The organism is Xanthobacter sp. NM-25 (assembly GCF_022138605.1).
Taxonomy (GTDB): domain Bacteria; phylum Pseudomonadota; class Alphaproteobacteria; order Rhizobiales; family Xanthobacteraceae; genus Xanthobacter.
In genome coordinates, this window is sequence record NZ_JACBFS010000007.1 from 106,240 (window position 1) to 115,000 (window position 8,761).

Sequence of the window (8,761 nt, forward strand, 5' to 3'; positions counted from 1 at the left end):
GGATGAAACAGGGCCCTGCTCAAAGATCAAGCCGACGCGGCGGGGGCGCTGCGTCGGCCGAGGGTGCGCCGGCCACGGACGCGGCGCATTCAGGCTGCCGCGGCGGCGAAAGCGGGCACCGGGTGGCCATCGCGCGCGCACAGGGCCTCCACCGCCTGCTCGACGGTTGCGGCACCATAGCGGCGCATGAGAGCGAACGGCCCCTCCTTGAACTTCAGGGCCAGCACCGCCCCCTGGTCCACGGCTTCGGGCGCGGCCACCTTTTCGGCCGCCAATTCCAAGGCCGGCAGCGCCAGGGCGCCCAGCAGGCGGCGCTCCACCAGGTCGAGGTCGGCGCCGGCAACGCGGCTCTCAAGGGGCCAGTCCGCCCCGGTGGCCGCCTGCGCGTTCAGGGTGCGGCTGGTTTTGTAGAAGGGGCCGAGGGAGCCGAGATTGGTCATGGCATGGGCGGAGACCGCCGGCCGGATCAGGTTCATGACGGTGAACGGCCCCGCCGCCGCGCCGAGCCGCTCTTGCGCCACCTGGTCCACATCCGCCGTGCCGGCGATGCCATCCTCGATGATGCGGGTAGCCTCGTTGTAATAGGGACAGAAGAAGCGGTTGATGGCGAAGCCCGGCCGATCGAGGCACGGCAGCGGCGTGCGGCGGGTCGCCTTGAGGAAGGCGAGCGCAGCGTCAACCGTCGCCTGCGTCGTCGCGTCGGAACGGACCACTTCCACCAGCGGCGAGACCTCCGCCGGGCTGAAATAGTGCAGCCCCAGGAAGCGCGGGGCGAAGGCGAAGCCCACTGACAGATCGCCTACCTTCAGGGCGCTGGTGTTGGTGGCGAGCACCGCCGCCGGCGACAGATGGGGCTGAAGCTCCGTGAACAGCGCCCGCTTCACGGCGAGATCCTCGAACACCGCCTCGATCACCACATCGGCGGCGCCGGCCTCGGCCAGGGTGGCGGGACGCAGACGGGCGAGCGCCGCCTGGGCATCGGCCTCGGCCATGCGGCCGTTCTTGACCCAGCGGGCATAGACGCTGGCGGCGCGGGCCCGGAGCTTCTCAACCCCGTCGGCGCGAGCATCGAAGACCTGGACCTCGAAGCCATGACGCGCCGCATCGAGGGCGATGCCGCCGCCCATGAGGCCGGCTCCAATGACAGCCAATCGGTTCATCTGTGCTCCTCCCACGTCGCGACCGGCGGGCACGGCCGCATGCGCCTGACCGTCGGCCGGCACCGCGGAGGCGGTCATCGGAACAGACTGGATCAAACGTTTGTTTGGTGAACCTGCATACGCCCGTCGCCCACGTCGTGCAATGGCGGGCTCATTTATGAAATGCTATTTCATAATTATATGGGCGCTGAGGTCAACTCCGCGGCACGACGGGCGAAGGCGGCGGCGAGGCGCCCCGTATCCCCGGCATTGGCGGAATTGGCGTTTCCGGCCTTGGCGCGGGCGGCGATGCCCTCGAAAATCACCGCCCAGCGGAACAGCGCGAACGCCATGTGAAAATCCGTCAGCGCCTGGCCATGGTGGGCGGCGGCGCTGTAGTCCGCCACGAACTGTGCACGGCTCGGGATGCCGAGGGCGGCAAGGTCCAGCCCTTCGATGCCGCCATATTCATCGGGCTTCGACACCCAGGCCATGGCGCAATGGGCGAGATCCGCCAGCGGATGGCCGAGGGTGGACAATTCCCAATCCAGCACCGCCACCACCTCGGGCTTCTGCGGATGGAACATGAGATTGCCGATGCGATAATCGCCATGCACCAGGCTGGTGGTGTCGTCGGCGGGAATATGCGCCGGCAGCCACGCCACCAGGCGATCGATATTCTTGTCGTCACGGGTGCGGGAGAGCTCCCATTGCCGGGTCCAGCGGCCGATCTGCCGGGCGAAATAATTGCCCGGCTTGCCGAAATCGGCGAGCCCCACCGCCGCGACGTCCACATTGTGGAAGGCGGCGAGGGTGCGCGCCATGGCGCCATACATGGCCCGTCGCTCCTCCGGTGACACCCCCGGCAGGGTGCAATCGTGGAACACCCGGCCTTCCACCTTCTCCATCACATAGAAGGGGGTGCCGATGACCGTGCGATCGCTGCAATAGAGCAACGCCGGCGGCACCGGCACATCGGTGCCGGCCAGCGCCCGGATGATGCGGTATTCCCGATCGATGGCATGGGCCGAGGGCAAAAGCTCTCCCGGCGGCTGCTTGCGCAGCACCAGGGCACGGCCGTCATAATCCACGAAGAAGGTGGGGTTGGACTGGCCGCCGGCAATGGGGGTGAGCCGCGGCGCCCCGGCGAGCCCCTCCACATGAGCCTTCAGATGGGCATCGAGGGCTCCGACATCGAAGCCCGGCTGAACGGCGGCGTCGCTCATGCGCGCGCCTCCGCCACCGGCCAGCGCCAGAACGCGCCTTCTTCCTTCTCCAGGAAGCGGTTGAGCACCATCTGGTGCACCTCGTCGGCGCCATCCACCAGCCGCGCCTGGCGGGCGTAGCGGTAGATCCACTCCAGCACCGTATCCTTGGAATAGCCCCGCGCGCCATTGATCTGGATGGCGGTGTCGGCGGCCTTGTGCAGGGTGTTGGCGGCCTGGATCTTGGCCATGGACACCTCCTTGCGGGCGAGCCCGCCGCGATCAAGCTCCCACGCCGCCTTCATCACCAGCAGCCGGCCGATCTCGATCTCCATGGCGAGGCGCCCGAGCATCAGCTGCACGCTCTCCCGGTCCGCCAGCCGCACGCCGAAGCCATGCCGCTCGGCGGCATACTCCCGGGCAATCTCCACGCAGCGGGCGGCGAGGCCCAGCCAGCGCATGCAGTGAGTGAGGCGCGCCGGACCAAGGCGGATCTGCGTCACCTTCAGCCCCTTGCCCACGCCCAGCAGAATGTCCTCAGGGGGAATCTCCAGTCCGTCGAACTCGATCTCGCAATGGCCGCCGTGCTCCTCCGGCCCCATGATGGGAATGCGCCGGAGAATGCGCCAGCCGGGGGTGTCGCGGTGGAAGGCGAAGGCGGTCAGGCCCGTGCGCGGATCATCTGAGGTGCGGGCGATGACGGTGAGATGGGCCGCCTCCTCCGCGCCGGTGATGAACCATTTGCGGCCATAGATGCGATAGGCGCCGCTGGGCTGCGCTTCGGCACGGGTGAGCATCATGCCCGGATCGGAGCCGCCGCCGGGATGGGGCTCGGTCATGGCGAAGGCCGAGCGCACCGCGCCGGAGACGATGGGGGCGAGCCAGCGGGCCTTCTGATCGGCCGTGCCCACCGCCTCGAACATCATCATGTTGCCATCGTCGGGGGCGGCGGAGTTGAACACCACTGGGCCGAAGATGGAGCGGTTCATTTCCGGATAGCACACCGCCATGCCCACGCGGCCAACCCCAAGCCCGCCATTCTCCGGCTTCAGCTGCAGGCACCACAGGCCCGCCGCCCGCGCCTTCTCCCGCAGGGTGGCCAGCAGATCGGCACAGATGTTCTCGTGGGCATCATAGGCCTGCGGATCCGCCTCATGGGGCAGGATCACCTCCGCCACGAAGGCGGCGATGCGGGCCCTGAGGGCCTCGAGCTCCGGAGAGATAGCGAAATCCATGATGTTTCCCCCTTATGCGCCGGGACAGCGACCCCGCCTCCAGCGGCACCGGAAAAGATGCCCGCATGCGTCGGGACATCTTGCAGTGCAATAGCAACGCCCTGAAAATCCGAGCGAGCGCTCGCTTTTTATAGCATCGGAATGAGGCGCACAAGGCCGGCCGATCCTGCGACCGGGGCACCAAGCAAAACGGGCGGGAGGCTGATCGCCATCCCGCCCGTCGCATGCCTCGTCACCACGCCGGTGCACAGCGGCACCGGCGCCTCACATCACAGACCAACCTCGAACCTGGCGGCGGTCTTGGCCTTGATCTCGTCCAGCGAGACACCCGGCGCCAGTTCCTTCAGCACCAGGGTGCCACCGCGCTTGGTGAACTCGAACACAGCGAGATCGGTGATGACGAAATCGGTCACGTGGGTGCCGGTGAGCGGCAGGGTGCAGCGTTCCACCAGCTTGGGGGCGCCGGACTTCTCCACATGCTCCATGAGCACGATCACCTCACGGGCGCCGGCCACCAGGTCCATGGCGCCGCCCATGCCCTTCACCATCTTGCCCGGCACCATCCAATTGGCGATGTCGCCGTGCTCGGACACCTGCATGGAGCCGAGAATGGACAGGTCCATGTGGCCGCCACGGATCATGGCGAACGAGTCGGCGCTGGAGAAATAGGCGGTTTCCGGCACCTCGGTGACGGTCTGCTTGCCGGCGTTGATGAGGTCCGCATCCTCCTCGCCCTCATAGGGGAAGGGGCCGATGCCGAGCATGCCGTTCTCGCTCTGGAACGTCACCGTCATGCCCGGGGGCAGAGCGTTGGCCACCAGGGTAGGGATGCCGATGCCGAGGTTCACGTAGAAGCCGTCGCGGATCTGCTGGGCGGCCCGGGCCGCCATCTGGTCACGGTTCCAGGCCATCTCACTTCACCTCTTCGCGCTTGCGGGTGGTCACCTTCTCGATCCGCTTCTCGGCGTCCTTGGAGACGATGATGCGATCCACATAGATGCCCGGGGTGTGGATGAGATCGCCGTCGAGCGCGCCCACTTCCACCACCTCTTCCACCTCGACCACCGTGATCTTGCCGGCGGTGGCCATCATCGGGTTAAAGTTGCGGGCGGTCTTGCGGTAGACGAGGTTGCCCGCCTTGTCGGCCTTCCAGGCCTTGACGATGGAGAGGTCGGCATGCAGCGCGCGCTCCATCACATACATCTGCCCGTCGAACTCGGCGGTGGGCTTGCCCTCGGCGATGATCGTGCCGTAGCCGGTCTTGGTGTAGAAGGCCGGAATGCCCGCGCCGCCGGCGCGGATGCGCTCGGCCAGGGTGCCCTGGGGGTTGAACTCCAGCTCCAGGTCGCCATTCAGATAGAGCTGCTCGAACAGCTTGTTCTCGCCCACATAGGACGAGACCATCTTCTTGATCTGGCCGTTGGCCAGCAGGATGCCGAGGCCGAAATCGTCCACGCCGCAATTGTTGGAAATGACGGTGAGGTGCTTGGGGCCGAGCTCACGAATGGCGGCGATCAGGTTCTCGGGGATGCCGCACAGGCCGAAGCCGCCGGCCATGATGGTCATCCCGTCGGCAACAACGCCCTCGAGAGCACTTTTCGCGTCGGCGAAAACCTTGTTACGCATTGAAGAAGTCCCTCCGTGGTGCCGGTTCCATCCCCCGATTCGTTCGGCGGCCTCGCCGGCGAAGGCAACCGTGATCCGCGTCTGATGTCCGCGCGGCGAACAGGCGCTTCCCCCGAAACCCCGGCCCGGACTTGTGGTGAGGCTCTCGACAATCACCGCAAGGGGGGCTGGATGGGACCTCGTGACGGGTGGCACCCGCGCGCCGAAGCGAAGGCGGCGGTATGGATGTTTCGTAATCCGCCCCGCCGGTCATGCCAAGGGGTTGCCGCACAGCTTCTGCCGCGATGTGCGGAAAGGGTGAAGGCCGGGCGCAAACGAAAACGCCCGGCCAGACGACCGGGCGTTTCCAGAAGCTGTTCGGATGGCCTCAGCCCACCGCGGTCTGCGGGTTCACGCTCTGGCGCTTCATCTGCAGCTTGTTGAGGGCGGTGATATAGGCCCGGGCGGAGGCCACCAGCGTGTCGGGATCGGCCGCGCGGGCGGTCACCACCTTGCCGTTCTCCTCCAGCCGCACGGACACTTCCGCCTGGGCATCGGTGCCCTCGGTCACTGCGTGCACCTGGTAGAGCTCCAGCTTCGCCGTGTGGGGCACCAGCGCCTTGATGGCGTTGAAGGTGGCGTCCACCGGGCCGTTGCCCTCGGCCTCCTCGGTCTTCACCACGCCATCCACCTCCACCTTCATGGTGGCGCGCTGCGGCCCATGGGTGCCGGCGATGATGGACAGAGAGATGAGCTTGATGCGATCGCTGGCCGCCACGATGCCCTGATCCACCAGCGCCTCGATGTCCTCGTCGTAGACCACCTTCTTCCGGTCGGCGAGATCCTTGAAGCGGGCGAAGGCGTCGTTCAGGGCGTTCTCGCCCAGTTCGTAGCCCATGGTCTTGAGCTTGTCGCGGAAGGCGGCGCGGCCGGAGTGCTTGCCCATCACCAGCGAGGTCTTGGAGACGCCCACGCTCTCGGGGGTCATGATCTCATAGGTCTGGGTGTGCTTGAGCATGCCATCCTGGTGGATGCCGCTTTCGTGGGCAAACGCGTTCCGGCCGACGATGGCCTTGTTGTACTGCACCGGGAACGAGGTGACTGCCGACACCAGCTTGGAAGCGCGGGTGAGCATGCGGGTATTGATGCCGGTGGCATAGGGGAAGGCATCGGACCGGGTGTCTATGGCCATCACCACCTCTTCCAGCGCCGCATTGCCGGCCCGCTCGCCGATGCCGTTCACCGTGCATTCGATCTGCCGCGCACCGCCGGCGATGCCGGCCAGCGAATTGGCCACCGCCATGCCGAGATCATTGTGGCAATGGACCGAGAACACCGCCTTGTCCGAATTGGGGACCCGCTCGATCACGGTGCGGAACAGGGCCTGATATTCGGCCGGCGTGGTGTAGCCCACCGTATCGGGGATGTTGATGGTGGTGGCGCCGGCAGCGATGGCCGCCTCGACGCAGCGGCACAGGAAATCGATCTCCGTGCGCGTGCCGTCTTCCGACGACCATTCCACATCCGCCACATGGTTGCGGGCGCGCGTGACCGAAGCCACGATCATCTCCAGAACCTCGTGCGGCTCCTTCTGGAGCTTGTACTTCATGTGCACCGGCGAGGTGGACAGGAAGGTGTGGATGCGGGCGCGCGCGGCGTGCTTCACCGCCTCGGCGCAGCGGTCGATATCATGGAGCGCGGCGCGGGACAGGCCGCAGATTGTGGCACGCTTGGCCCGCCGGGCGATCTCCGACACGCTCTCGAAATCGCCGATGGAGGCGATGGGGAAGCCAGCCTCAATGACATCGACGCCCATGTCGTCGAGCAATTCGGCCACCTGCAGCTTCTCCTCGAAGGTCATGGAGGCGCCGGGGCACTGCTCGCCATCACGCAGGGTGGTGTCGAAGATGATGACGCGGTCTTTGGCGACCGGGGCGGTGGAGGCGGTATCGGTCATCGGAACGGTCCTTCTCGCATTCCGGCGGGCGCCGCTCTCAGCAGGGAGAGGCTTCGGGCGCGGGATTATGCCGGATCATAAGCCGAAATCGTCACCGGGTCTCGGCCCGGCGGTGGCGCGATCCCCTGAGTGCCCAGGCGTAGCCCGGCCGGCCCTCAGGGGCGGCTAAGGAGAAGAAGCGCGCGCAGAATAAGAGCGTTGCCCGGAACCGTGATGGTCCGGGGGGCAGAGGCTGCAGTCTTGGTCGTGCGGGACGACACGGTGGCAATGCTCTCGGCGGTTGCGCTCAGGAGTGGTTCTGATAGCTGACGGCGGCGCGCGGTGCAAGGGGTCTCAAAGCAATGGGTGACGAACCGCCCCTCGGCGCACGGCGCCTCTCAATGCTTGCGGCGTTCCGCGGAGAGATCGGCCATCAGGCCCTCGATGCGCTCCGCATTGGTGCCGAGGTCATGGGTGCCGTAGCGCGACGTGGAGCGCATATCCACCCGCGCACCCTTGGCCGTGGGGCGGATGCGGATCACCACGTCGTTGCGATAGCCCATCACGTGCGAGGTGGCCACCGCCTCGATGCGCCCATCCCGCTGCGTGCCGCGCGGCGGCGTCGCGTCAAGAATGTGCCAGCCGCGTTTCTGCACCAGTGCCAGCACCGCGTTGAAGGCCTCCTCAGGTGTGGCGCTCAGGTCCGCCGGCTTGATACCGGGATAGCCTGCGCGCTGCGCGCCGGCCGAGGCGCCAGCGAAGAGATGGGAGTTCGCCTCGCGCGGATGGGCGAGGAGCAGGGCGCGGAACTGGGGCGGATCCTCCAGATCCGTGGAAATGTCCGATAGCGGCGGCAGCATCAGCCCGCGGGCGACCACCACCGCCGGCGCGGCAAGCACCACCAGGGCCAGGGCCACCGCGGCCATGGCCCGGCCGATGCCGACCCAGCCGCTCTCCCACACGATGAAGAAGCCGATCGCGCCCAATAGCCCGCCGGCCGCCGCCAGGAACAGGCCGGTGCCGAAGGCCACCATGGCGGGCTGAAAATCGAGCACGCCGAGACGGTAGAGCACGATGGAGAGCACCAGCACCGGCACGGCGAACAAAGCGAGCCGGAAGCCCCACTGCGCCGTGGGCGATACCCGCTCCTCCACATAAAGGCGGCGTCTGATCATGGATGGTGCCGCTCGCTCCGCCGGGGGCCACGCCCATCACTCGCCCAATGCCGGCGGCTTTTCAAGCCTCTCGGCCCCAAAACAAAACGGGCGTGGAAAGCCCACGCCCGTTTCAACCCGATGACTGACCTGTCAGGCAGGGCTCAGAGCACCACCACCTCGGCGCCCACCGGGACGCGGCTGTAGAGGTCGATCACATCCTCGTTCAGCATGCGGATGCAGCCGGAGGAGATGGCCTGGCCCAGCAGTTCCGGCTGATTGGTGCCGTGGATGCGGAACAGCGTGTCCTGCCCGCTCTGATAGAGGTAGAGCGCGCGGGCACCCATGGGATTATGCGGGCCGGGGCCCACATAGGACGGCAAGCCGGCAATGCGCTGATGGATTTCCGGGGTCGGGGTCCAGCTCGGCCACTCGGACTTGCGACCGACCTTGGCGCTGCCGCGGAAGGCCAGGCTCTCTTCGCCCA

General features: G+C 67.0%; 8 protein-coding genes (1 of these 8 cut by a window edge). All 8 read right to left on the reverse strand.

Annotated elements, in window-relative coordinates; genetic code table 11:
• Nucleotides 1-89 precede the first annotated feature (89 nt).
• Nucleotides 90-1,160, reverse strand: coding sequence for a 3-hydroxyacyl-CoA dehydrogenase family protein (locus MEU52_RS18475; RefSeq protein ID WP_238123777.1), 1,071 nt, complete (start codon nucleotides 1,158-1,160; stop codon nucleotides 90-92).
• Between the two features lie 176 nt (nucleotides 1,161-1,336).
• Nucleotides 1,337-2,365 (reverse strand): phosphotransferase family protein, encoded by a 1,029-nt coding sequence (locus tag MEU52_RS18480; RefSeq protein WP_238123778.1) that lies wholly within the window; start codon nucleotides 2,363-2,365, stop codon nucleotides 1,337-1,339.
• A complete protein-coding gene (locus MEU52_RS18485) occupies nucleotides 2,362-3,579 on the reverse strand; it encodes an acyl-CoA dehydrogenase family protein (RefSeq protein WP_238123779.1) in 1,218 nt (405 codons plus the stop codon). Before MEU52_RS18485 ends, MEU52_RS18480 begins: the two co-directional genes overlap by 4 nt.
• 269 nt (nucleotides 3,580-3,848) lie before the next feature.
• Nucleotides 3,849-4,490, reverse strand: a complete 642-nt coding sequence (locus MEU52_RS18490; protein WP_238123780.1) for a CoA transferase subunit B — start codon at nucleotides 4,488-4,490, stop codon at nucleotides 3,849-3,851.
• 1 nt (nucleotide 4,491) lies between these two features.
• On the reverse strand, nucleotides 4,492-5,205 hold the full coding sequence (locus MEU52_RS18495; protein ID WP_238123781.1) for a CoA transferase subunit A: 714 nt from the start codon (nucleotides 5,203-5,205) through the stop codon (nucleotides 4,492-4,494).
• A 367-nt stretch (nucleotides 5,206-5,572) separates the two neighbouring features.
• Nucleotides 5,573-7,141, reverse strand: coding sequence for a 2-isopropylmalate synthase (locus MEU52_RS18500; RefSeq protein ID WP_238123782.1), 1,569 nt, complete (start codon nucleotides 7,139-7,141; stop codon nucleotides 5,573-5,575).
• Between the two features lie 377 nt (nucleotides 7,142-7,518).
• Nucleotides 7,519-8,295, reverse strand: a complete 777-nt coding sequence (locus MEU52_RS18505) for a DUF1499 domain-containing protein (RefSeq protein WP_238123783.1) — start codon at nucleotides 8,293-8,295, stop codon at nucleotides 7,519-7,521.
• Nucleotides 8,296-8,438: 143 nt separating this feature from the next.
• Nucleotides 8,439-8,761, reverse strand: partial view of a L,D-transpeptidase gene (locus MEU52_RS18510; RefSeq protein WP_238123784.1) — the 3' portion only. 280 nt of this gene lie beyond the right edge of the window; the window shows 323 of its 603 coding nt (coding positions 281-603); its start codon lies off the right edge, out of view; the stop codon is at nucleotides 8,439-8,441.